Source organism: Variovorax paradoxus, assembly GCF_029919115.1.
In the GTDB taxonomy this organism is placed as follows: Bacteria; Pseudomonadota; Gammaproteobacteria; order Burkholderiales; family Burkholderiaceae_C; genus Variovorax; species Variovorax paradoxus_O.
Map to the genome: position 1 here is coordinate 4,501,281 of NZ_CP123990.1, position 22,283 is coordinate 4,523,563.

The window sequence follows — 22,283 nt, forward strand, 5'->3', positions numbered from 1 at the left end:
AGCCAGTCGCGACTATTGCTATAGGAGGTGAATGCCTAAAGTTGAGCCCAGCAAGACGATCTTGCGTACTTCAGCAAAAGGAAAAGCAAATGAAAATCTCCATCATCGGCGCCGGCGAAATCGGCTCCGCCATCGCTCGCCAGCTAGCACGCAACGGCATCGACGCTTCCATTGCCAACAGCCGCGGTCCGCAAACGCTGCAGCCGTTGGTCGACGAGCTGGGTCCCCGCATCAAGGCCGTCGAACTCAAGGAAGCGGCCCAGGCCGACCTGGTATTTCTCGCGGTCAACTGGAACCGCCTGCCCGACGCGCTGAAAGACCTCGGGCCATGGAACGGCCGCATCCTCGTCGATGCGAACAATGCCGTTCGGGTGCCGTCGTTCGAGCCCTTCGACCTGGGCGGCCGCGCGTCCAGCGAAGTGGTGGCCGAACTGGCGCCGGGCGCTCGCGTGGTCAAGGCCTTCAACCACCTGGCAGCGGCCGCGCTCGAGGCCGACCCGAAGGTGGCCGGCGGCCGCCGCGTGCTGTTTCTGTCTGGCGAAGACGCCGATGCGAAGAAGACGGTGAGCGAATTGATCGCCCGCCTGGGCTTCACCCCCATCGACCTGGGCGGCGTGAACGAAGGCCGCATCGTGCAGTTCCCAGGCGGCCCGATGGCAATCTTGAACCTGGTGAATCTGGACTGAGGCGAGCCGCCGAGGCAGCCGCGGCGCGCTACACCGCGCCGTGCGCCTCCACGTAGAGTGCGTAGAGCGAATGGCTGCTCGTCATGTACAGGCGGTTGCGCTTGGGCCCGCCAAATTCGAGATTTGCGCACCGCTCCGGAAGGCGGATGAAGCCGATGGGCTTGCCTTGCGGGTTGAAGATCTTCACGCCGTCCATCTCTTCGGACTTGCCAAGCGGCAAGTGCGCCTTCATGCCGCCGCCCACATCGGAGGGCTCCGGCGAGAAGGCGCCGCTGAAGCCCCAGCCGCACCAGAGGTTGCCGTCCCGGTCGACCCTGAAGCCGTCGAGCGCGCCCGGGCCGTCGGCATCCACCAGCTTTGTCTTGTTCGACACGCTGGTGCCGTCGGCTGAAACGTCGTAGCTCCAGATGCTGCGGTTGGGCGTGCCTTTCCACTCGACCACGTAGAGTTTTTTCTCGTCCGGCGAAAACGCGAGGCCGTTCGGGTTGACCAGGTCGGTGATGACTGCGGTGAGCTTGCCGTCCTTGGCAATGCGGTAGACATTGGTGGTCGCCTGTTCAGGCGTTGCCCTCGAACCTTCCCACTCCCCGTTGATTCCGAAGGTCGGGTCGGTGAACCACACCGTGTCGTCCGACCTGACCACCACGTCGTTGGGCGCGTTGAGCTTCTTGCCTTCGTAGCTGTCGGCCAGCACCGTCATGCGGCCGTCCTTCTCGGTGCGTACCACGCGGCGCGTGACGGAGTGCTCGCAGGTCACAAGCCGGCCCTGGCGGTCGCGCGTGTTGCCGTTGGCGTAATTGGCGTTCTGCTTGTGCACGGTCAACTTGCCGGTCTTTTCGTCGAACTTCATGAGCCGGTTGTTCGGAATGTCGCTGCACAACAGGTAGCCGCCTTCCGGAAAGTACACCGGCCCCTCCGCCCAACGCATGCCGGTGCCAAGCTGCTCGACCGTGCTGCTGTAGATGCGGTACTTGGCAAAACTCGGGTCCAGTATCAACACCGAGGGGTCCGGGTAGCGCTGGTTGGGCTTGAAGTCGAAAGACTGCGCGCCGGCCAGGCCGGCGAAGGCTGCGAGTCCCGAGCCCGCGGCAGCCTTGAGGAAGCGGCGGCGCGGTTGGAGGGGTCCGTTCTGCATCTGCAAATCTCCTTTTGTCTTTGTGAAAGCGGCAAGCCCGCAACTGCGCCAACGAGGCAACGGCTGCAATGGGCAGTGGCCGGCGCTCATCTTACGGACGCGCCTGTTGCGGCGATCGGGTTGTGACGTTAAGGTGAGCCGCATGGACGCCCTCCTGCTCGCCCGAATCCAGTTCGGCTTCACGATCTCGTTCCACATCCTGTTTCCGGCACTCACACGGGGCTGGGGATCAGCCTGTGGCCGAACGTGATTCCGCCGGACATCAGCATCTGGCAGGCGGCGGGGCCGCCGCAGAGCCTGGGCTTTGCGCTGGTGGGGGCGCTGCTGATCATTCCGGTCATCCTGATGTTCATCCTGATGTACACGGCATGGAGCTACTGGGTGTTCAGGGGGAAGGTGAGGCATGGGGATGGGTATCACTGACCCCGGCCCCGCCGGCCGCGGCAAATGGCTGCGCCGCTTCGGATGGCTGCTCGCCATCTGGCTGTCCAGCGTCGGCACCCTCTTCGCGGTGGCGCTGGTCTTTCGCTGGCTGATGCGCGCGGTCGGCCTCGCTGCGCCGTGAGACCGGCCGCAGGCTAGTGCTGCTGCGCGGGGGCTGCAGGTGCGGCCCGCCGGCGAATTTCGCTCTGAAGTGCACGCTGCCCCGCCGCCAGCGCGGCTTCGTAGGTGTCCGCCGGATCGAAGGCGTCGCGAAGCACCTTGGGGTTCGCTCCGTCCGTATCCGTTTCAAGCAGGCGCCAGACATAGGAGCCGAGGGCTGGCTCCTCGATGATGAGTTCGATGGGTTGTGTCATGGCCTCAACTTGCACAAGCCGGGGGCGGATGTCTGTAGGTCGAATTCGAATGCTGCGGGCTTTGCGTCCGATTCGACTTTTCAAGCGGACTTCTTTTCGTCGCTCGCCGTCCGGAGCCGCAACGCATTGGAAATAACCGACGCCGAACTCAGGCTCATCGCCAGTGCCGCGATCATCGGCGACAGCAGCCAGCCGGTGAACGGAAACAGCACGCCGGCCGCCAGGGGCACGCCCAGCGCGTTGTAGATGAACGCGAAGCCCAGGTTCTGCTTCATGTTGGCGATGGTCTTTTCGGAGACGATGCGCGCCTGCGCGATGCCCCGCAGATCGCCCTTCACCAGCGTGACCTGCGCGCTGTTCATTGCAACGTCGGTGCCGGTGCCCATGGCCACGCCGACGTCGGCCTTGGCGAGCGCGGGCGCATCGTTGATGCCATCTCCCGCCATGGCGACGATGCGGCCTTCGCGCTGCAGCTTTTCGACCAGCGCCAGCTTGTCGGCCGGCTTGACTTCTCCATGCACCTCGTCAATGCCCAGCCTTGCGGCAACGGCGCGCGCTGTCGTCAGCCCGTCGCCCGTTGCCATGATCACGCGCATGCCCGATTCCTTGAGCGCCGCCAGCGCCTCCATGGTGGTGGCCTTGACGGGATCGGACACGGCGAGCAGGCCCGCCGGCTGCCCGTCGGCCGCAAGGAACATGACGCTGGCACCTTCGGCGCGCAGGGCCTCGGCCTGCGGCTTGAGCGCGTCGACGGGCACGCGCAACTGGTCCATCAGCGCGGTGTTGCCCAGCGCCAGCTTCTTGCCGCCCACGATGCCGCTCACGCCGATGCCGCTGCTCGACTCGAACTCATCCGCCGCGGTCAACGCCAGGCCGCGTTCGCGCGCCGCCGCGACGATGGCGTGCGCCAGCGGATGCTCGCTCCCCTGGTCGAGGCTGGCCGCAAGGCGCAGCACGTCGTCTTCGGTAAAACCGGGCTGGGCCACTGCGCGTTCGAAGCGCGGCTTGCCTTCGGTCAGCGTGCCTGTCTTGTCGACGATGAGCGCATCCACCTTGCGAAAGTTCTCTATAGCGGCCGCATCGCGGAAAAGCACGCCCTGCGTGGCGGCCTTGCCGGTGGCCACCATGATCGACATGGGTGTGGCAAGACCCAACGCACAGGGGCAGGCAATGATGAGTACCGCCACCGCATTGATGAGCCCGTGGGTCCAGCTGGGCGCCGGCCCGAAGAACCCCCACGCAAAGAAGGTCAGCAGCGCAATGCCGATGACGACCATGACGAAGTAGCCCGCCACGTGGTCGGCCATGCGCTGCATCGGCGCCCTGGAGCGCTGGGCCTGCGCCACCATTTGCACGATGCTCGCGAGCACGGTTTGCGAGCCGACTTTTTCCGACTGCATGACAAGGGCGCCGTTGGTGTTGAGCGTGGCGCCGATGAGCTTGTCTCCAACGCGCTTGGTCACCGGCAGCGGCTCGCCCGTGAGCATGGACTCGTCGACCGCGCTTGCGCCCTCGACCACCACGCCGTCCACCGGCACCTTTTCGCCGGGCCGCACGCGCAGCTTGTCGCCGACATGCACATGCGCAATGGGAACGTCTTCTTCAGTGCCGTCGGCACCGATGCGCCGAGCCGTCTTGGGCGCAAGGCCCAGCAGCGACTTGATGGCCGCGGAAGTTTGCGAGCGCGCCTTGAGCTCGAGAATCTGGCCGAGCAGGGTGAGCGAAATGATCACTGCCGCGGCCTCGAAGTAAACCGCCACGCGGCCCATCGACATGAACGAATCGGGAAAGGCACGGGGCGCTACGGTGGCCACCACGCTGTAGACGAAGGCGGCGGCAGTGCCCAGGCCGATGAGCGTCCACATGTTCGGGCTGCGGTTGGCTACCGACTGCACCGCGCGCTCGAAGAAGGGCCATCCTGCCCACAGCACGATCGGCACCGAAAGGGCCAGCTCGATCCAGCTCTGCGTTGCCATCTCGAACCACTGCAGCCTGTGGCCCGCCATTGCGAGCACGGCGACCGCAATGGTGAGCGGCAGTGTCCAGAGAAACCGGCGCTTGAAGTCGTGCAGCTCGGGATCCTCTTTTTCCTCTGCGTCGAGGCTCGGCATTTCGGGTTCCAGCGTCATGCCGCACTTGGGGCAATTGCCGGGATGGTCCTGCCGTACTTCCGGATGCATGGGGCAGGTGTAGATCGTCGGCGATCCGTCCGCCGCGCCGGGTTCGACGGCATTCACCGGCACAGGGTGGCCGCCGTGATGGTGGTGCTGATGATGGTGGTGGTCGTGTCCTGGGTTGGAACGCATGTCGTTCATTCGAATTCTCCAGCGGGAACCATGGGGCCGCCCGTGTCGCGGGGGCGCAGGCAGGCGAGGTTTGAGGGTCAGCCCCCGGTCAGGTAGGCGTCCAGACAATCGCGCCGGCTTCGGCGGCTAGCCTGCTTGCGCAGTGGTCGCAGGTCATCGGCCGAATCGCGAACTCTTGCATGGCAACTCCTTGATTGTTGAAAGCGGAGTTCAGTTTCAGGGTTGACATCGTGGCAAGGTCAAGCCTGTTCTGCATGCCCTTCTCTGGAGGGGTTGCGGCTCCTCTTACAACTTTTTTCCTCTGGAATCCTTGGCATGTCCCCAGTTTCTCGCTGTCTCCTGAGCGTTGCGCTACTCGCGGCTTCAACGGTCCACGCCCAGGCGCTGGATTACGACCATCAGGAAAGCTGGAAGGCGGTTCACGACAGTGCCCAATCGCCGATCGATATTCCCACTGGTGAAGCCAAGGCCGGCGATGCGCTCGAGCCGCAGGGCATTCGCCTGAGCAACGCTCGCGCGGCGCTCGACGTCGTCGATAACGGTCATGCGGTGGAGGTCGAGGCGAAAGGGCCTGACGCGATGATCCGCGGCAGGCACTTCAAGCTGCTGCAGTTCCACTTTCATGCCGAGAGCGAGCACACGGTGGACGGCAAGCACTTTCCGCTCGAAGGCCACTTCGTCTTCCGTGCCGCGGACGGCCGCCTGGCCGTGGTGGGCGTGATGTACCGCGAAGGCCCGGCCAATCCGCTGGCGGCCAAGGTGCTGGCAGCGCTCGAGAAGGAAGGGCATGGCGAGCTGTCCAAGGCCGACATCTCCGTTCTCCTGCCCAAGGACAAGGCCTACTACCACTACCTGGGCTCGCTCACCACGCCGCCGCTGACTGAAAACGTCGAGTGGTATTTGCTGCAGGCACCGGTGTCGCTGTCTCCGGCGCAAATTTCGCAGTTCCGCGCGCGCTATGCCCACAACAACCGGAAGCTGCAGGAGCTCAACGGGCGTCCGTTGGTACGCTTTCCCTCGGTGACGCTGACTTCCAATCGCGCAGCCCCCGCCAGCCGCTGAACGCCAAGCCAAAAAAGAGCCCCCGGTTCTTCGCAGAGCCGGGGGCTTTTTTTTTAGTTTTGGCGCGGCCTTCTCAAACGGCGGAAACCGCTGGCCGCGCCGCAGCCGCAGGAGCGCCGCCATGCGTTCCCGGCGGTGCGGTGACGATGGATGTGAGCGCAGGTTCCGCCATGCGCAAAGCCGCAAGATCGGGGCGCGGGCGGCGCAGTTGCGCATCGGCGGCAAATGCCATTTCCATGGCATGCGCCGCGCCCAGCACCTGGTGGTCGGCCCGGAAGCCGCCGACGATCTGCAGTCCAAACGGCATGCCCGCATAGTCGACGCCGCAGGGCAGCGAAAGCGCGGGATGCGTCGTCAGCGTGACGACATAGGTCAGCGCCAGCCAACGGTAGTAGTTGGCCTGCTTCTCGCCGTTGATGGTGTCCGCATACATCTGCGTCCACGGGAAGGGCGACACCGGCGTGGTGGGCGACAGGATCAGGTCGTAGCCGGCAAAGGTCGCCTGGAACCGCTTGATGAGCCGCGTCTGCTCGGCCTGCGCCCAGGCGCTGTCGAGCAGGCTCATCTGCGCGCCCATCTCGTAGTTGGCGCGCGAGTTCGGCCCCAGGCTGGCCGGGTCGCGCTGGTAGGCCGCATGCATGCCGGCCACGAAGGCTTCGGCGCGCAGCACGTCGAAGCAGCGGTGCGCCTCGCCCAGGTCCAGCGTCACCTGGTCGCAAGACTTGAACAGGTGCCGCATGGCGCCGATCTTCCGGCGCATGGTGGCGCGGATGTCGTCGTCCACCGCGCAAACGCCGAAGTCTTCGGTCCATGCCACGCGCAGCCTGCTCAGGTCGACGTCGATCGGCTTCTGAAAAGACAGCGGATCGAGCGGGTAGCTCAGCGGGTCGCCGGCGTGCATGCCGGCGGAGGCCGCCATTTGCAGGCAGGCGTCTTCCACCGTGCGGCCCATCGGGCCCACGACGGAAATCGGCGTCCAGCCCAGCAGCTTTCGCACGCTCGGCACAATGCCCGGCGAAGGCCGGAACCCGACCACGCCGCACTTGGCGGCCGGGATCCGCAGAGAGCCGCCGGTGTCGGAGCCGGTGCACACGGGCAGCATGTCGCACGCCAGGGCCGCAGCCGAGCCGCCGGAGGAGCCCCCCGCATTCAGGTTGGGGTCGAACGGGTTGCCGGTGGCGCCCCACACCTCGTTGCGCGAGTTGGCGCCCGCGCCCATCTCCGGCACGTTGGTCTTGCCTGCGACGATGGCGCCGGCCTTTCGGAGGCGCGCGACCAGCTCGATGTCTTCGTCGGGCACGTGGTCGCGGAAGATGGCGGAACCCCAGGTGGTGAGCAGGCCTTCGGTCGGCTCCAGGTCTTTCACGCCCAGCGGCAGGCCATGCAGCAGGCCGAGCGCATCGCCGCGCATCACGGCGGCTTCAGCAGCCTTGGCTTCGGTTCGCGCACGGTCGAAGCAGGTGGCGGTCACGGCATTGACGAATGGGTTCACCCGTTCGATCTGCGCAATGCAAGCCTCCATAAGCTCCACTGGCGAGACGGCCTTGCTGCCGATGAGCCGGCGCAGTTCGACGGCGGATTGTTCGATCAATTTGGCGTCCTTCAATCAGCGGTGATGTTGGCGCGGGCCGCAACGGCGCGCATCAGCGGCAGTTCCTTGTTGATCAGCTCGCTCACGGCGGCGCCGTTGCTGAAGGCCGGCTCCAGGCCCTGCGCAGTCAGCTTGGCGCGGGTGTCGGCGTCGGCAACGGTGGCGGCAAGCGCCTTTTCGAGCTTGGCCTTCACGTCGGCAGGCAGGCCCTTGGGTGCGGACACGACCAGCCACGAGTCCATGTTGATGTCCGGGTAGCCGCTCTCGGCCATGGTGGGCACATCGGGCAGCAGGGTGGAGCGCTTGGACGTGGTCACCGCAATGGCCTTGATCTTGCCGCTCTTGAGCTGGGGAATGGCGGCACTCACGGTGTCGATGCTGAACGGAACCTGGCCGCCCATCAGGTCGGTCATGGCCGGGGCGCTGCCCTTGTAAGGCACATGCGTCATCTTCAGGCCGGCGGCGCTCAAGATGGTTTCTCCGGCGAACTGCGACGTGGTGCCGGTGCCGTACGAGGCATACGAGTACTTGCCGGGCGATGCCTTCACGTAGTCGACGAACTGCTTCACCGTTTTTACCGGCACCTCGCTGTTGGCCAGCAGGATGAGGCCGACGCGCCCGACCAGGCCAATCTGGTCGAAGCCCTTCACCGGGTCGTATGGAAGATTCGAACGGATGGCCGGGTTCACGGTGAAGGTGGTGCCCGAGCTCACCAGCAGCGTGTAGCCGTCCGGCGCCGCCTTGGAGACATAGCTCGCCCCGATCACCGTGCCGGCACCCGCGCGGTTCTCGATGACCACGGGCTGGCCGAGCTCCTTGCCCAGGCGCTGGGCGATCACGCGGCCGTTCACGTCCGTGGCCCCGCCCGGAGGAAAGGGGATCACAAGCGTGACGGGACGCGACGGAAACGCGGTCTCCGCGGCGGCTGCCATCGAGGCAAGGCCGAGGCAGGACATCAGCAGCAGGCTGGCCAATGCGGGGAGGCGTTTCATGAAGTGCTCCTGAGGGACGGGTGGGAGGGGCGGACGGCGAATGCAATTGCATCCTAGGAGCCGGAGCCTGCTGCCACAAGCGCAATGTTTAGAATTGTGGATTGCCGTTTCGGCAATCGACACGGCCGTTTGCCGCCCTTGCAACGGAGAATTCCATGGCACTTCACGCGCTGCAGGAGACCGCCGTGCGGTACTTCCTGGAGGTGGTGCGAACCGGTTCCGTGAAAGAGGCCGCGCTCAAGCTCAACGTGGCCCCATCGGCCGTGAGCCGGCAGGTGGCACGCCTGGAGCGCGAGCTCGACACCTTGCTGTTCGACCGCCACGCACGCGGCATGGTCCCCAATGCCGCCGGCGAGTTGCTGGCGGCGCATGCCAAGCGCATGCAGCAGGACATCGAGCGGGTGGCAACCGACATCCAGGGCTTGCGCGGCCTGCGCAGCGGCCGCGTGCGCGTGGTGAGCACGGAGGGCTTTGCCTTCGACTTTCTTCCGACGCTGATCGCGCGCTTTCGCAGCAAGCACGAAGGCATCCGCTTTCACCTGGAGGTCTGCCCGCCGCATGACGTACCCGCGCGCATACGCGACGGCGAGGCGGACATCGGCATTACGCTGAGTTCGGTGCCCGAGCCGGGCATCAGGATCGAGCTGCGCCACCCCAGCCCCATCCTCGCGGTGATGGCCAACGACCACCCACTGGCGGCGCAGCGGCAGCTGTCGCTGCGCCAGGTGGTGGCCTATCCGCTGGGGCTGCCGCCGCAGGACAGCTCGATCAGACAACTGCTGGACACCAGCTGCAGCAGGCAGGGGCTGCACTACGTGCAGGCCATGTCGAGCAACCATGCGAACGCGCTCGTGAGCTTTGCGGCCGCAGGGGGCGGCAGCATCGCGTTCTACGGGGAGCTGTCGATCCGCACCCAGCTCAAGTCGAAGGCGCTGGTCGCCATTGCGCTGAAGGACCGCGAAATGAACGAGCGCCACCTCGAAGTGGAGACGCTGGCGGGCCGGTCGCTGCCCGACGCAGGCAAGGCATTCGTGCAATTCCTGACGGATGCCATCAAGGCGAGCGCCTGAAGGCGAAGAAACCGGTTCCCGCGTGCGCTACACTCCGCGCCGCTTGCAGTGGCCTCAGCTGCTGCGCCGTCATAGGCAACATGACGAGAACAATCCAAAGGAAATTTTCAAGTGAACCGTATCGAACTGGTCGAAAAGATCGCCGCCGCCCATAACGTGAGCAAGGCAGAAGCCGCCCGTATCCTGGAAACCGTCACGGGTTCCATCGTCGCCGCAGTGAAGAAGGGCGACCCCGTCCAGCTCATCGGCTTCGGCACCTTCAAGCAAGTGGCTCGCGCCGCGCGCACCGGCTTCAACCCGCAAGCCGGCGCCAAGATCAAGATCGCCGCACAGAAGGTGCCCAAGTTCGTGCCGGGCGCCGCATTCAAGGCCGCCATCGACCCCAAGGCTGCAAAGCGCAAGGCCGACAAGGCAGCCGCCAAGCCCGTCGCCAAGAAGGCAGCACCGGCCAAGAAGGCCGCCGCTCCCGCCAAGAAGGCCGCCAAGAAGTAAGACTTCGGCGAGCATGGCTTGTGGCCGCAAGGCTGCCGGCAAGAAAAACGGTCCTTCGGGGCCGTTTTTTTATTGCCCGCACGTCGCGCGAACCTCAGGCCAGCGTGCCCAGCCTCGCAAGAATGAGGTCGTACAGCGTCTGGGCGGCCACCGAGAGGCTTCCTTCGCGCCGCTGAACCAGGTAGATGGTTCGGGTGAGGCCTTGCAGCGGCAAGGGCCGCGTCACCAGCGTGTCGCGCCGGAAGTGAAACAGCGTGAGCTCCGGCACCACGCTGATGCCGATGCCGGCCTCGACCAGCCCCGTGACCGTGGCCAGGTGCTCCACCTCGAACACCGCATTGAGACGCAACGGATGCAGCGCCGCGTCGAGCGACTGGCGCACGCTGCTGTTGCGCGCCATCTGTATGAAGGGCCAGGGCGCGAGCTGCTTGGCAGTCAGCCTGGGTACGTCGGCCAGCGGATGGTCCTTGCGGCAAACCAGGTGAAAGCGGTCTTCGCAGAGCTTGCGGCCGCGCAGGTCGCCGGCTGCGGCTGCGTCGGCGCCTGTGGCTGCCAGCGCAAAGTCGGCCTGGTGGCCGCGCAACTGGGCAATGCACGCATCGGACAGCGCATCGTGCAGTTCCACCGTGATGCCTGGCCAGGTTTGCATGAACTCGGCAAGGATGGCCGGTAGCCAGCCGGCGGCGAGCGAAGGCAGCGCCGCCACGCTCACGCGGCCTTTGCGGCGTTCCGTGTGGTCGGCAAGATCGCCGATTGCGTCCTGCATGTCGTCGAGCAGGCGCCGAGCCGAGGGTTCGAACAGCCGGCCTTCGGCCGTGAGCTGCACGCTGCGCGTGTCCCGGTCGAAAAGGCGGGTGCCGAGCGTTTCTTCCAGCGTGCGGATCAGCGCGCTGAATGCGGGTTGCGACAAATGACAGGTCTGCGCCGCGCGCGTAAAGTTGCGCTGCTCGGCCAGCGCCGTGAAGGCGCGCAACTGGCGGCTGGAAAGGTCGGGCGCGGACATCGATCTGGAATTTGGATAAAACGGCCCCGGCTCCGGGGTTTGCGGATGGTATCTCTGTGCCTTGCGCGCAACGGGTCCGCCTGACTTTCCAGTCTGCGAATGATGGGAAACACGCGATTCTGTAAAAAACTTCTTACAGGAAGCACAATCGGCATCATGATCCGGGGCATGAAGACCGGCGAAGCAGCATCAGCCTGGCGACCTGCCCTCTGGGTTCGTGTCGCCGCTCTTGCTTTGGCTTTCGCGGCAACGCACAGCGCAGCACAGCAATCCACGCCAACGCGGCTTCGCGTCGTGGGCGGACTGGCCGGCCTGAACCAGTACGCGCTGCACGAGGAGCGCTTCTGGGGCAAAGACCTGGCCCGCCTGAGCGGCGGCAAATACAGCGCGAGCATCGTTCCCTTCAATCAGGCCGGTGTGCCCGGGCAAGAAATGCTCAATCTCATGAGATTGGGCGTCATTCCGTTCGGCACGGCCTTGCTGAGCCAGATCAGCAACGAATACCCCGAAATCGGCACGCCAGACATCGCAGGCCTCAACCCCGACATGCCCGCCATGCGGCGCGTGATCGGCGCATTCCGGCCTTACCTCGAAAAAACGCTGCGCGAGCGCCACGGCGTCGAGCTGCTGGCGGTGTATGTGTATCCGGCCCAGGTAATCTTCTGCAAGCAGCCCATGAAGCAGCTTTCCGATCTCTCTGGCCGGCGCGTTCGTGTCTCGGGCGCCACCCAGGCCGACTTCGTGCGGGCACTTGGCGGCGTGCCGGTGTTCACCGAGTTTGCCGAGGTCATGGCAAACATGAGCTCGGCCAACACCGAATGCGCCATCACCGGTGCGATGTCCGGCAACACGCTCGGCCTGCACAAGATCACCACCTCGCTCTATACGTTGCCCATCAATTGGGGCGTTGCGGTATTCGGCGCCAACACCGACGCATGGAACGCGCTCCCGGCAGAACTGAAAACCTTGCTGAAAAGCGAGCTCCCCAAGTTGGAGGCCGCGGTCTGGGAAGAGTCGGAGCGCGACACCGGCAACGGCATTGCATGCAACACGGGTGCGGCTACATGCGTAAAGGGCACCAAGGGCGCCATGGTCGAGGCACGCCCTTCCGCCAATGACGAACGCCGCAGGCGCGAAATATTCGCCGCGAGCGTGCTGCCCCGCTGGGTGCAGCGATGCGGATCCGTGTGTGCGGAGGTCTGGGATCAGACTGTCGGCCCGGTCGTGGGCATCAAGGCTCCCGTCGGGCAGTGAACAAGCTGCTGCCCCGCCGCATCACCGCCTTTATCTACGGCGTGGCGGCGCTGTTCCTGGCGGCTGTTCTCGCCATTGCCGCATTCACGATGTGGCAGACCTACGAAAAGGCGATCTCCGACGACGAGAGCCAGGCCATGCGCTTCGTCGTTACCTCGGAAGCCGCGCTGAACCGCAGCCTGCTGGCCGTCGACATGCTGCTGGCGGGCATGGGCCAGTTTTTGCGCAACGCCAGCGTGGACAGCGTTGCCGCCGACATGGCCAAGCCCGACACCGCGCAGCTCATCGAGACTGTTGTCCGCCAGAGCCTGCTGGTCCGGTATGTTGCGCTGCTGGATTCCGACGGCACGCTGATCGCGTCTTCCGACCGCCGCGGCGCGAAGCTGGCGCTGCAGCTGCCGCAGGGATTCCTGAAAGAAATCCTGAGCCGGCCGGGCTCCATGCTGTCGGTGAGCGCGCCCACTGTCAGCCAGGCGACCTCGCAGCAGGTGCTTTATTTTGGGCGCGTGCTCCGGCTTGCGGACGGCGGAAAGATCGTGGCGGTGGCCGAAGTGCAGGTTTCCATGCTCACCACGATCCTTGCGCAGGGGGCGAACATCAAGGGGCTCGAGGTCACCCTGGAGCGCGAGTCGGGAACCCTGCTGGCCAGCACGCCGCCGCGCGACGACCTTGCCGGCCGGTCCGTCGGCCCGGCCTTGATGGACCAGGCCAGCGACGGGCGCCCGCACCGCATGAACGCGCGGCTCAGCGGCCTGCCCGCCATCGTGGTCGCCCGGCCCACGCTGCACAGGAACCTGCTGATCGTCGCCGGAATTCCGCTCGAGTTCACCCTGGAGGACTGGCGCAGCGAGCGCAACTCCATCCTCGGCGTGACGCTGGCTTTCGCGCTGCTGATTCTGTCGGTCAGCTATTTCGCCCGCGCGCAGCTGTCGCGGCAGTGGCGCGCGCGTGCCGACCTGGTCCGCTCCAAGGCCACGCTGGACCAGGCACTCGAATCCATGGCGGACGGCTTCGTGCTGCTCGATCCCGATGGCCGCGTGATCACCTGGAACCGCCGATTCGTCGATTACTTTCCCTGGGCAGAAAAGCTGCTTGCCCCCCAGGCGCCGTTCCAGCCGATCGATGAACAGAATTCCCGCGGCCTGAATGCGCACAGCGAGCAGGAACTCGTCCTGCCGGGCGGGCAGGTGATTGTTGCGGTGAAGAGCCCGACGCCGGACGGCGGCCTGGTGTGCATCTACCGCGACATCACCGAGAAGAAGCGCCACATCTCCGACATTCTCGAAGGCAAGGCGCAACTGCAGGCCACGCTGGACGCACTGCCCGACGTGCTTCTGGAGGCCGGCATCGACGGCCGCTGCTACCGCTTCCATTCACCGCGCAGGCCCAAGTCTTCGATCAAGGTGCGCGAGCCGGTCGGCAAGATGATGTCCGATCTCTTGCCCGCCAACGCCGCGGCAGAAGTCATGGTCGCGTTGCGCGATGCGTTCGAGTTCGGTTTTTCTTCTGGAAGGCAATTCGAGACCCGGGTTCTCAAGGGCGTCGTCTGGTTCGAGATTTCCGTTTCCCGCAAACTGGTGGGCGAGGGCGCCGACGCGCGATTCATCGTCATCTTGCGGGACATCACCGAAAGCAAGCTGGCTGCCCGCGAGATCGAGCATCTTGCTTTCTACGACAACCTGACGGGCCTGCCCAACCGGCAGCTGCTGCTGCACCGGCTGCAGGCCGCCGTCGACTCGAACCTTCGCCGCACGCGCCACGGGGCGCTGCTGTTCCTGGACTTGGACGACTTCAAGACGCTCAACGATGCGCTCGGGCACGCCACGGGCGACGCATTGCTCAAGCAGGTTGCCGGCCGGCTCCAAGGCAGCCTGAGCGAAGGCGGCACGGTTGCGCGGCTCGGCGGCGACGAGTTTGTGGTGCTGCTCGAAAACCTCAGCGAAGACCCCGCCGTTGCGGCAATGCAGACCAACGCGACCGGCGAAGCCATTCTTGCGGAGCTGGGCGAATCGTTCCAGCTGGAAGACCACGAATACCACAGCACGTGCAGCATTGGCGCCGTGGTCTTCAGCGCGGCGCACCAGTCTCTGGAAGACCTGCTCAAGCAGGCTGACATTGCCATGTACTACGCCAAGTCGGCCGGCGGCAACGCACTGCGCTTTTTCGAAACCGCGATGCAGACCGCGATCACGGCCCGCGCAACGCTGGAAAGCGAACTGCACGCGGCTCTCGCCGGCAACCAGTTCGTCTTGCACTACCAGAGCCAGGTCACGTCCGACGGCCATGTTGCCGGCGCGGAAGTGCTGATCCGCTGGCACCATCCGGAGCGTGGCATGGTGCCGCCCGGCGGCTTCATCGAGCTGGCGGAAGAAACCGGGCTGATCGTGCCCATCGGCATGTGGGTGCTCGAGACGGCCTGCGTCCAGCTGGAGCGCTGGAGCCACGACCCGAGGCGGCGGCACCTGCAGCTGGCTGTCAACGTCAGCGCGCGCCAGTTCCGCACCGCCGACTTCGCCGAGCGGGTTCGCGATGTGCTGCGCAGAACCGGCGCAGACCCGACGAAGCTGAAGCTCGAGCTCACCGAAAGCCTGCTGCAGGACAAGATGACCGAAACCGTCAGCAAGATGCAGCTGCTCGCGTCGATGGGCATCCGTTTTTCGATGGACGACTTCGGTACCGGCTATTCGTCGCTTTCGTACATGACGCAATTGCCGCTCGACCAGATCAAGGTCGACAAGTTCTTCGTGCAAAGCATCGGCACCGATCCGAAGGTCGAGCTGATCATCCAGGCCATCATCGGCATGGCCCGCAACCTCGAACTCGAAATCGTGGCGGAGGGCGTTGAAACTCAGCAGCAGTTCGAGTTTCTGCAAATGCACGGAACGATGCTGTGCCAGGGCTACCTGTTCAGCAGGCCAGTGCCGCTCGAAGAGTTCGAAGCGCAGCTGGATGTTGCCATGGCGGACTGAGCGCCCGCCACGCCACGCCGGAGTCCACATACGATGCGTCTCCAGATTCCCGACCTGACGCGTTTCAGCCTGCGAGCCCGCCTTTCGGCGGGTGTGGTGGCCATCGTTTTCCTGACGACGGCGGGCATTGCCGGCGTTGCGCTCTACTTCATCAAGCGCAACATGCAGGCGACCATCGCCGAGGAGCAGTTCGAGCGGATCTCGGCCATTGCCGATGCGGTGGACGAGAAGTTCCTGAGCCGCCGCACCTTGCTCAAGACCTTCGGCGACAGCGTCGAGAGCCACGATTTCACAGGCGCGGAAAGGCTGCAGGACCTTGTCATGCAGCACAAGTCGCTCAAGGAGGCGTTCGACAACCTGGCTTTCATCGACGCGCAAGGCGAGATCGTGGCCAACATGAACGGTGCGCAGCAGATCGGCAAGATCAACGTCAGGGACCGCGACTACTTCCAGGGAACCATCTCGGCCAAGGCGGGGGTGGTCTCCCAGCCTTTCAGGAACCGCATCAGCGGGCTCGCGCAAGTTGCCATGACCGAGCCCGTGCTCGACCGGGATGGCAAGGTTGCCTATGTCATTGCAGCGTTCATCACGCTGAGCGAACAGAACTTTCTCGGCGAGCTTGCCAGCGTGAGATTCGGCAAGAGCGGGTACATGTTCATCGTGAACACCGCTGGAATCATCGTCGACCATCCCGACAAGTCCCGGCTTCTGCAGCACATCGATGCCGACGGCATACCCAATCCTGCCGTCGATCGCGCCATTGCAGGCCTGGACGGTGCAGCCGAAGGGGTGAACCGCAGGGGCGTGCATGCCCTCTATGCCTTCAAGCACCTGCAGCAGACCAACTGGGTGCTGGGTGCGATGTATCCGCGCCAGGAAGCCTTTGCCAGGACGGAGCAGATCGAGCGCTTCGCGTGGACGGGCGCACTCTTGCTGACGCTCTTGGCCGGGGGGCTCACCTTTGCAACGGTTCGCTCGCAGCTCGCGCCGTTGTCGCGCCTGCGCGAACACATGCAGGTGTCGCGTGCCAACTCGGGCTATACGCCCCTGGAGGAGGAGCCTGGCTACGACGAAGTGGGCGATCTTTCGTACACCTTCAACTCGCTCATGCGGGAGCGCCGGGCGGCCCAGCAGAGCTTGCAGGCGAGCGAAAGATTCTTGCGCGACGTCACCGACAACCTGCCGGCCGTGGTCGCCTACTTCGACAGCAAGCAGCGCTGCCTGTTCGCGAACAAGCCGGGGCTGCGGATGCGCGGCAGGACGCAGGCGGACATCGGCCGCATGACCATGCAGGAATCGCTGCCCGATGCGGTCTACCGGCAACTTGCGCCGCAGGTTGCCAAGGCGCTCGAAGGAACGCCGACACGCACCGAGGGCACCTACGAGCGCAAGGGCAAGGAGGGCTTCTTCGAATGCCACCTGCTGCCCGACATGCGCGACGAAGGCGTGGTGGGCTACTACGTCATGACCTTCGACATCACCGAGCGCAAGCAGGCCGAGATGCGAAGCGCCAGCAGCGAGCGGCGCCTTCGCGGCCTCACCGACAACGTGCCGGCGCTGCTGACCGAACTCGATCTTGAAGAGCGCGTGGTTTTTTGCAACGGCAGGTACCGCACATGGCTCGGCATCGAGCCGGCTTCGATGATGAACCGGCACATCCGGGAGACCATCGGCGAGGCGAACTACGAGGTGCGCAAGCCGCTCCTGGCGCGCGCCTTCGCGGGCGAGGTGCTGTCGTTCGAACAGACGGCCGAGCTGCTGATCGGCGAGCGCACCCTGCAGACGACTTACCTGCCGCACAGGAACGCCGAGGGCGCCGTGGTCGGGCTGTACGTGGTTGCGCACGACGTGACGGACCTCAAGCAGAAGCAGCGGCAACTGGACACCCTTGCGCGGGAAGATGCGCTCACGGGCCTGCCGAACCGCCGTTCGTTCGAAGAGCATGTGCGCGAGGCCATGGCCAGGTCGCGGCGCTCGGGCAAGCCGGTGTGCCTGCTGTTCCTGGACATCGACTACTTCAAGTCGATCAACGATTCGCTTGGCCATGCCGCGGGTGACGCGGTGCTCAGGGAGTTCGGCCGCCGGCTCAAGGAGAGCGTGCGCGAGACGGACATGGCGGCGCGCTACGCCGGCGACGAGTTCGTGATTCTTCTTGAAAACGTCGGCGGTGCCTCCGAAGCAGGCATGGTCGCGCAAAAGGTGCTTGCCGCCATGCGGCCGGCATTCCACCTGTCCAGCCGCACCTTGCAGGCCACTGCCAGCATCGGCGTGGCAATGTCGCAGGGCGACGAGGATTTTTCGTCCTTGTTCATGCGCGCCGATGCCGCCCTCTACGCCGCCAAGAAAGAGGGCAAGAACCGGTTCATGATGGCTGCGCCCGGGAACGGGGCTCCGGACAGTGACAGTGCCCCATGGCCGCGCCAGGAGCCGTCGAGCGCCTGAGGGCGGCTCGCGCGATCTGGCGGATCTGGCGGAATCTGGGTCTTGTCCTACGCGGAAAGTACCTGCCTCTGTCCTAAATTGGCGGCACCTGCCGCACAAGCAGGAACCGCATGCCGTTGCGCAGATGCACGGCCACTGGAGGAAAAAGAGCAATGGCAGATCACGGCGGTGGGAGTGCACCTCTGAATCAACGCACTCTGACCGACGCCGACTACCGGCAGATGGTCGAAACGGTCTCGGACTATTCCATCATCCTGCTGGATCCGGGCGGCATCGTCATCAGCTGGAATGACGGGGCACGAAAGCTCAAGGGGTACGACGCACCGGAGGCGATGGGGCGGCACTTTTCCCTTTTCTACCCGAGCGAGCTGCTGGAGCAGGGCCAGCCCGAACTCGCGCTCGAAGCGGCGCGCAAGACCGGCCGCATGGAAGAAGAAGGCTGGCGCCTGCGAAAAGACGGCACGCGCTTTTGGGCCAGCGTGGTCATCACGCGGATGACCGCCCCGGGCGGAGAGGTGCGCGGCTTCTCGATGATCACGAGAGACCTCAGCGAGCGCCGCCGCCAGGACGAGATGCTGCGCATGAGCGAAGAGCGCTTCCGGCTGCTGGTCGAGGGCGTGAAGGACTATGCGATCTTCATGCTCGACCCAGGCGGCCACATCGTGAGCTGGAACCTCGGCGCGCAAAAGAACAAGGGCTACGAGGCCTCGGAGATCATCGGGCAGCACTTCTCGGTGTTCTATCCGCCCGAGGTTGCCGCAATCGGCTGGCCCGAGCAGGAGCTGCGCAACGCGCTGCGCGATGGGCGGTTCGAGGACGAAGGCTGGCGCATACGCAAGGACGGCAGCCGCTTCTGGGCCAGCGTGGTCATCACCGCGCTGCACGACGCCACCGGTCGCCACCGCGGCTTTGCCAAGGTGACGCGCGACCTGACGGAGCGGCGCCGCGTGACCGCGCTGGAAGACGAGGGACGCCGGGTCACCAACTTTCTTGCGATGCTCGGGCACGAACTGCGCAATCCGCTGGCGCCGATTTCGAATGCGCTCGAACTGCTCAAGCGCGAGAAGACGGAATCGGCGGTCATTGCCCACGGGCGCGACATCATCGGCCGGCAGCTCAGGCAGATGACCAGGCTGGTGGACGACCTGCTCGACGTGGGCCGCATCACCAGCGGCAAGATCCACCTGGAGAGCAAGCCGGTGCGCTTGCGCGACGCCATTGCAGAGGCCGCCGAGGCAGTCCGGCCGCTGATCGACAGCAAGTCGCAGGCCTTGCATCTGCACTGCGGGCAGGACGACCCGTGGATCTCGGGCGACCGCGCACGCATCATCCAGATCGTCAGCAACCTGATTCACAACGCCGCAAAGTTCACCCACAACGGCGGCAACATCCATGTCTCGCTCTCGCAGGTCGGCGAAGATGCCGACATCAGCGTGCGCGACGACGGGCCCGGCATACCGCCGAAAGACCTGCAGCGGATTTTCGACCTGTTCGTGCAGGGCGAGCAGAACATGGCAAGGACGCAGGGTGGCCTGGGGCTGGGGCTCAGCCTGGTGCAGCAACTGACGGCCCTGCACGAGGGCCGGGTGAGCGCATTCAGCACCGGAAGGGCGGGGGAAGGCAGCGAGTTCGTGGTGCAGTTCCGCACCACCCAGCCGCCGGTGACCACGCTCGAGGCGCAGCCGCGGCCCGTGGGCGAGCAGTGCGTGCTGGTGGTGGACGACAACGTGGACGCGGCCGAAACCATGGCGCTGCTGCTGGATGCGCTGGGCTACAAGGCCAGCGTTGCGCACGGCGGCCTGTCAGCCATCGAGGCGGTGAAGGCGCAAGACCCGGACGTGGTGCTGCTGGACATCGGCCTGCCGGACCTCAGCGGGTATGAAGTTGCCAAGCGCCTGCGGGCCGAAATGATCAACCCGCCGCCGCTGATTGCCATTACCGGCTACGGCCAGGCCAGCGACCGGGAAACCAGCCTCGAGGCGGGCTTTCGCGCCCACCTGACAAAGCCCGTGGACATCGACAAGCTGACCGCGCTGCTCGAACAACTGCTCGAAACGTCGCGGTCCTAGGCCGGGTGCGGCGGCTCCACGGGCAGCGCCCGCTTGTGGGCGCTCTTGCGGTGCGTTGAAAGAATGATCTCGCGCGCCGCGGGGGATACCGGCTTGCCCTCGAGGAAGTCGTCGATCTGCTCGTAGCTGACGCCGAACGCGTCTTCGTCGGGCTTTTGCGGCACCAGCGATTCGAGGTCGGCGGTGGGCACTTTGAACACCAGCGCATCGGGTGCGCCCAGTTGCTGCGCGAGCGCACGCACGCGGCGCTTGTTGAGGCCGGTGAGCGGCGTCACGTCGGCCGCGCCGTCGCCGAATTTGGTGAAGAAGCCCATCAGGGCCTCGGCCGCATGGTCGGTGCCGATGACGATGCCGTCGTGCGCGCCGGCCACTGCGAACTGCGCAATCATGCGTTGGCGTGCCTTGATGTTGCCGAGCACGAAGTCTTCATGCGCCGCATCGCGGAACACAAGATCGCCGCCTTTCAATGCCGCGAGCATGCCGTCTGCGGCGGGCCGGATGTCGACGGTCAGGGTGCGGTCGGGCTTGATCACCGTGAGCGAGCGTTGCGCCTCGGCTTCGTCCTTCTGCACGCCGTAGGGCAGGCGCATGGCAATGAACGTGGCGTCGCGTCCTTCGGCGCGCAGCCGCTCCACCGCGCGTTGCGCAAGGCAGCCGGCAACCAGCGAATCGACACCGCCGCTGATGCCCAGCACCAATGTCTTCAAGCCCGTGGTGCGCAGGTAGCCGGCCAGAAAGTCGATGCGCCGCTCGACCTCTTGTGCGGCATCGAACACCGGCGCCACATGCAGCGCGGCAATGATCTCGCGCTGCACGGCGTCGACGGGGGCAAGTTCACCAGCATTCATGGACGGCCTTTCTGCATTCATTCATTCATTGGAGCGGGATTAGAAATCGACCAGGCTGAGACCGATGCTCAGCACGGTGCGCTTCCGGTTGTAGTCCACCAGCGTATCGCCATAGCCGTGGAACAGTTGCGTGTGGAAGCGCAGGTTGCTGGTGGTCGGATCGCCGATGGCCTTCAGCCACTCGAGCCGGATCGAACCGCGCCCGCTGTCGCGCAGGTTGTTGCGCACCGTGAGGCCCAGGCTGTTGTCGCGGTTGAAGTTCCAGCGGCCGGTAACTTCGGCACGGCCGATGTAGCTGGAAATGTCGGGGTTGTCGTCCTTGGCCACGTCTTCCGACAGCCGCTGCCAGACGCGCCCGGTAATGCTGAAGCGGTCGTCCAGCTCGGCCCCGCCCATCAGGTACACGCGGTTCCAGCTGCGCGACAACGGCAGGCTCTGGCCGTTCGACTGGTGCACCAGGCCCACGCCCGCATAGCGCCAGCGCCAGCCGCCGGGCAGCTTGAAGTCCAGCGGATAGACATACATCAGCTCGGGCTCATGGTCGGTGGTGCGGAACGGCCGCGAGATCGAGCCGTTGAACAGCTGCCAGGTCGACTGCTGCGAATACGCGAACCAGAGCGAGTCTTTCTTGATCGGGTCGTTCTGCGTGAGCAGGCCCTGCGCGATCTTGGTACGCACCGAGAGGCCGATGCGCATTTCATTCGCCTGGTAGTTCACGGGAGAGGCGGTGTGGCCTTCGGCGGGCGAGGTGGGCGTGTCCGGCTTGCTGGTGGCGGCCGAGGCCGACACATTCAATGGCCGGTAGCCGCGGAACACGAAGGTGCCGCAGTCGCTGCCGTTCTCCAGCTCCCAGAAGCGCGAGAGCGCCGAATACTGCCGGTCGCGGCAGCCCTCGCTGGTGGCGACCGACACCACGCGGGTGGCCGGAATGGAGCCATCCACCGGCGGTGCGGGCTGCGTGCTTGCCAGCACCGGCGGCGCGGCCGGCACCGACACCGAGGGCAGTGTCTGCTGCTGCGCCCAGCGGTCGAAGCAGGCCAGCCGGGCTTCGTTGTTGTTGCCCAGTGCGGCGCACTGCTGCCAGGTCAGTTGGGCATCAGCCAGCGGGCTGGAGGGCTTTTCCACCGCTTGTGCGCTGGCCAGAGACGACGCAAAGAGGCCGGGCGCCAGCAGGCTCGCGGCAAGAGTGGTTCGTAGGTGGATTGCGTTCATTTCTCTGCGGTCCTTTCCGTCTTTTTCAGAGTGAAGGGATGTGTGGTTTCGTCGGCGGCGTTGCGCCAGGTGCCCCTGAACTCGTGCCCGCAGGAGTCCGGCTGCAGCGTGCCCGACCACACGCCGCTGATGCTGCGCCCGTCGAGCGATTCGTCGATGGCGAGCTCGCCCTCGTCATCGACATCGCCCGCCAGCTGCGCGACCGATGGGCTTGCCGAGGGAGCACCCGCCGCACGCGTGATGGTGCCGCGCACGCCCACGTATTCGGGGTGCTTGCCGAGCACCACGGTGGCCGTGCCCGGAAGGCCGTCGAAGCGCGCCTGCCAGCTGCCGTACAGCGCTTCCACCGGCAAGT

General features: G+C 65.4%; 18 protein-coding genes and 1 pseudogene. 10 read left to right on the top strand and 9 right to left on the bottom strand.

Going from position 1 to position 22,283, the window contains the following annotated elements:
* The first annotated feature begins 89 nt into the window (after window positions 1–89).
* Entirely contained in the window at window positions 90–686 is a 597-nt protein-coding gene (locus QHG62_RS21675) for an NADPH-dependent F420 reductase (RefSeq protein ID WP_432445552.1), read from the top strand.
* Window positions 687–714: 28 nt separating this feature from the next.
* Here the strand turns inward: QHG62_RS21675 and QHG62_RS21680 are convergent, their stop codons facing one another.
* The gene (locus QHG62_RS21680; protein ID WP_281147711.1) at window positions 715–1,821 is read right to left on the bottom strand and encodes an SMP-30/gluconolactonase/LRE family protein; all 1,107 of its coding nucleotides are present in this window, start codon (window positions 1,819–1,821) and stop codon (window positions 715–717) included.
* A gap of 213 nt (window positions 1,822–2,034) precedes the next feature.
* On the opposite strand from QHG62_RS21680, the pseudogene QHG62_RS21685 reads away from it, so the two are divergent.
* Window positions 2,035–2,244, top strand: a pseudogene (locus tag QHG62_RS21685) (cytochrome d ubiquinol oxidase subunit II); the annotation flags it as partial.
* On the top strand, window positions 2,231–2,386 hold the full coding sequence (locus QHG62_RS21690; protein ID WP_281147712.1) for a DUF2474 domain-containing protein: 156 nt from the start codon (window positions 2,231–2,233) through the stop codon (window positions 2,384–2,386). The pseudogene QHG62_RS21685 and the gene QHG62_RS21690, both read left to right, overlap by 14 nt.
* A 13-nt stretch (window positions 2,387–2,399) precedes the next feature.
* On the opposite strand, the gene QHG62_RS21695 is transcribed toward QHG62_RS21690, so the two are convergent.
* Both QHG62_RS21695 and QHG62_RS21700 read right to left on the bottom strand, forming a co-directional pair.
* The gene (locus QHG62_RS21695) at window positions 2,400–2,618 is read right to left on the bottom strand and encodes a hypothetical protein (RefSeq protein WP_281147713.1); all 219 of its coding nucleotides are present in this window, start codon (window positions 2,616–2,618) and stop codon (window positions 2,400–2,402) included.
* Window positions 2,619–2,698: 80 nt separating this feature from the next.
* The gene (locus tag QHG62_RS21700; protein ID WP_432445553.1) at window positions 2,699–4,933 is read right to left on the bottom strand and encodes a copper-transporting P-type ATPase; all 2,235 of its coding nucleotides are present in this window, start codon (window positions 4,931–4,933) and stop codon (window positions 2,699–2,701) included.
* A 306-nt stretch (window positions 4,934–5,239) separates the two neighbouring features.
* On the opposite strand from QHG62_RS21700, the gene QHG62_RS21705 reads away from it, so the two are divergent.
* A complete protein-coding gene (locus tag QHG62_RS21705; protein WP_281147714.1) occupies window positions 5,240–5,986 on the top strand; it encodes a carbonic anhydrase in 747 nt (248 codons plus the stop codon).
* Window positions 5,987–6,059: 73 nt separating this feature from the next.
* Here the strand turns inward: QHG62_RS21705 and QHG62_RS21710 are convergent, their stop codons facing one another.
* A complete protein-coding gene (locus tag QHG62_RS21710; protein WP_281147715.1) occupies window positions 6,060–7,577 on the bottom strand; it encodes an amidase in 1,518 nt (505 codons plus the stop codon).
* Between the two features lie 11 nt (window positions 7,578–7,588).
* On the bottom strand, window positions 7,589–8,569 hold the full coding sequence (locus QHG62_RS21715; RefSeq protein ID WP_281147716.1) for a Bug family tripartite tricarboxylate transporter substrate binding protein: 981 nt from the start codon (window positions 8,567–8,569) through the stop codon (window positions 7,589–7,591).
* A gap of 155 nt (window positions 8,570–8,724) precedes the next feature.
* Between QHG62_RS21715 and QHG62_RS21720 the strand changes: the two genes are divergently transcribed.
* The gene (locus tag QHG62_RS21720) at window positions 8,725–9,639 is read left to right on the top strand and encodes a LysR family transcriptional regulator (protein ID WP_281147717.1); all 915 of its coding nucleotides are present in this window, start codon (window positions 8,725–8,727) and stop codon (window positions 9,637–9,639) included.
* A gap of 111 nt (window positions 9,640–9,750) precedes the next feature.
* On the top strand, window positions 9,751–10,131 hold the full coding sequence (locus QHG62_RS21725) for an HU family DNA-binding protein (protein ID WP_126747720.1): 381 nt from the start codon (window positions 9,751–9,753) through the stop codon (window positions 10,129–10,131).
* Between the two features lie 94 nt (window positions 10,132–10,225).
* Here QHG62_RS21725 and QHG62_RS21730 read toward each other — a convergent pair whose 3' ends face one another.
* Entirely contained in the window at window positions 10,226–11,134 is a 909-nt protein-coding gene (locus QHG62_RS21730) for a LysR family transcriptional regulator (protein WP_281147718.1), read from the bottom strand.
* Window positions 11,135–11,290: 156 nt separating this feature from the next.
* Here QHG62_RS21730 and QHG62_RS21735 point away from each other — a divergent pair, with 156 nt between their 5' ends.
* The 4 genes from QHG62_RS21735 (at window position 11,291) to QHG62_RS21750 (ending at window position 19,868) form a co-directional block, all read left to right on the top strand.
* On the top strand, window positions 11,291–12,388 hold the full coding sequence (locus tag QHG62_RS21735; RefSeq protein ID WP_281151750.1) for a TRAP transporter substrate-binding protein: 1,098 nt from the start codon (window positions 11,291–11,293) through the stop codon (window positions 12,386–12,388).
* The gene (locus QHG62_RS21740) at window positions 12,385–15,357 is read left to right on the top strand and encodes a bifunctional diguanylate cyclase/phosphodiesterase (protein WP_281147719.1); all 2,973 of its coding nucleotides are present in this window, start codon (window positions 12,385–12,387) and stop codon (window positions 15,355–15,357) included. Before QHG62_RS21735 ends, QHG62_RS21740 begins: the two co-directional genes overlap by 4 nt.
* A 33-nt stretch (window positions 15,358–15,390) precedes the next feature.
* Window positions 15,391–17,799, top strand: a complete 2,409-nt coding sequence (locus QHG62_RS21745; RefSeq protein ID WP_281147720.1) for a sensor domain-containing diguanylate cyclase — start codon at window positions 15,391–15,393, stop codon at window positions 17,797–17,799.
* A 152-nt stretch (window positions 17,800–17,951) separates the two neighbouring features.
* Window positions 17,952–19,868: a PAS domain-containing hybrid sensor histidine kinase/response regulator gene (locus QHG62_RS21750; RefSeq protein ID WP_281147721.1), complete on the top strand. Its 1,917-nt coding sequence runs from the start codon at window positions 17,952–17,954 to the stop codon at window positions 19,866–19,868.
* Here QHG62_RS21750 and nadE read toward each other — a convergent pair.
* Genes nadE through QHG62_RS21765 form a run of 3 tightly spaced genes read right to left on the bottom strand, consistent with a single transcriptional unit; the run spans window position 19,865 to window position 22,275 of the window.
* A complete protein-coding gene (nadE, locus tag QHG62_RS21755; protein WP_281147722.1) occupies window positions 19,865–20,716 on the bottom strand; it encodes an ammonia-dependent NAD(+) synthetase in 852 nt (283 codons plus the stop codon). The two genes, QHG62_RS21750 and nadE, sit on opposite strands and share 4 nt — an antisense overlap.
* A 39-nt stretch (window positions 20,717–20,755) precedes the next feature.
* Entirely contained in the window at window positions 20,756–21,928 is a 1,173-nt protein-coding gene (locus QHG62_RS21760) for a phospholipase A (protein WP_281147723.1), read from the bottom strand.
* Entirely contained in the window at window positions 21,925–22,275 is a 351-nt protein-coding gene (locus QHG62_RS21765) for a hypothetical protein (RefSeq protein ID WP_281147724.1), read from the bottom strand. Before QHG62_RS21765 ends, QHG62_RS21760 begins: the two co-directional genes overlap by 4 nt.
* Window positions 22,276–22,283 lie beyond the last annotated feature (8 nt).